Here is a 1561-nt window from a genome sequence, read left to right as displayed (position 1 = left end):
CGCCCCCGCGCAAGATCGGCTCGGCGGCGGCGGTGTCGTAGACGCCGTCCTTGAGCAGCCACTTGGCAATATGCACCGCAACCACCTCGCCCAGCACCAGCCAGCTCGGTACCAAGCCTTTGTCGGCGCGTTGCAGCTGGATGATCTGCGTCACCTTGCATTCGAATGACACCGGGCTTTCGCCCACCCGTGGCACGGCGACGATTGTCGAGGCCACTGGCGTCAGGCCGGACAACTCGAACTCATTCACGTCTGGCGAGACCGCCGCGCAACTCTGGTTCATCTGCTCGGCCAGCGGGCGGGTAGCGAGGTTCCACACGAACTCGCCGGTCTGTTCGATGTTGTTCAGGCTGTCTTTGCGCCCGACACTGGAAAACCCAATGATCGGCGGAATGTAGTTGAACGCATTGAAAAAACTGTAGGGCGCCAGGTTCAGGCGGCCTGCGTTGTCGTGGGAGGAAATCCAGCCGATGGGCCGTGGACCGACGATGGCGTTGAACGGATCATGGGGCAGGCCGTGGCCGTTGGCGGGTTCGTAGAAATGGATATCGTCAGACATGGGCCGGGTTCCTGCTACGCAATTCTGGGAGGCGGTCATAGTGCAACCCGTGGCAGCGAATTTCCATTGGCCCATGGAATTTTCATTCATCGCCCACCTATTTTTCACAGCGCCCCGTTCAGTCTGCGCCCAAGGTCGACACCCCCATAAGTCGGCCATTGAAAGACTGAATCCCGGAGCCTTCTACCCCATGAATAAACTTCCTCAGATCACCCTGGCGTTCTGGGTCATGAAAATCTGCGCAACCACCCTGGGCGAAACCGCCGGGGACTTGTTGTCGATGACCCTGAATGTCGGTTATGCGATCAGTTCGATGATTTTGATCAGCGTGTTCCTGGTCACTCTGGTGACGCAACTCTGGTCGAAAACCTACAACCCGGTGCTGTACTGGATCGTGATTTTGTCCACCAGCACGGCCGGCACCACCATGTCCGACTTTATGGACCGCACCCTGGGTTTGGGTTACGCCACGGGGTCGATGATCCTGATCGTGATCCTGATGATCATTTTCGCGTTGTGGCACCTCAGCGGTGACTCGCTGAACGTGAGCAAGGTGCAGACCTTCCGGGGTGAGTTGTTCTATTGGATGGCGATTCTGTTTTCCAACACCCTCGGCACGGCGTTGGGCGATTTCCTGGCGGACGATTCGGGGTTGGGCTTTGCTGGCGGGGCCCTGTTGATCGGCTCGACCATCGCCGCAGTGGTGGCGCTCAAATACTTCACGCAGATTTCGTCGGTGCTGTTGTTCTGGGTGGCGTTTGTGCTGACCCGGCCGTTTGGCGCGACGTTGGGGGATTTCCTGACCAAGCCCCATGAGAAGGGCGGCCTGGATTTTGGCACCATTGGTTCATCGGCGGTGTTGGCGGGAATATTGGTGTTGATGATTGCAGGGGCGTCGTATGCACAGCGGCGCTACGGGCGACGCGAGGTGGCGGAACTGCTCTGATTACCTAAACGATGTAAAACCAATGTGGGAGGGGGCAAACCCCCTCCCACATTTTT

The 1561-nt window shown here is 58.5% G+C and carries 2 protein-coding genes; one reads left to right on the top strand and one right to left on the bottom strand.

Annotated elements, in window-relative coordinates; genetic code table 11:
* Positions 1-559: flavin reductase family protein (locus IQK56_RS25360; protein WP_193901870.1), on the bottom strand; the 559-nt coding region annotated here is incomplete at its 3' end.
* Between the two features lie 190 nt (positions 560-749).
* Here IQK56_RS25360 and IQK56_RS25355 point away from each other — a divergent pair.
* A complete protein-coding gene (locus tag IQK56_RS25355; protein ID WP_193861801.1) occupies positions 750-1505 on the top strand; it encodes a COG4705 family protein in 756 nt (251 codons plus the stop codon).
* Positions 1506-1561: the final 56 nt, after the last annotated feature.

Origin of the sequence: Pseudomonas cyclaminis (genome assembly GCF_015163715.1) — a bacterium.
In the GTDB taxonomy this organism is placed as follows: Bacteria; Pseudomonadota; Gammaproteobacteria; order Pseudomonadales; family Pseudomonadaceae; genus Aquipseudomonas; species Aquipseudomonas cyclaminis.
Note: the sequence above shows the minus strand (reverse complement) of the source record. Positions and strands in the feature narration are given on the sequence as shown.

What these genes read in the sequence shown, in the direction of transcription:
- IQK56_RS25355 (WP_193861801.1), top strand. Translation starts at nt 750, where the DNA reads ATGAATAAACTTCCTCAGATCACCCTGGCGTTCTGGGTCATGAAAATC.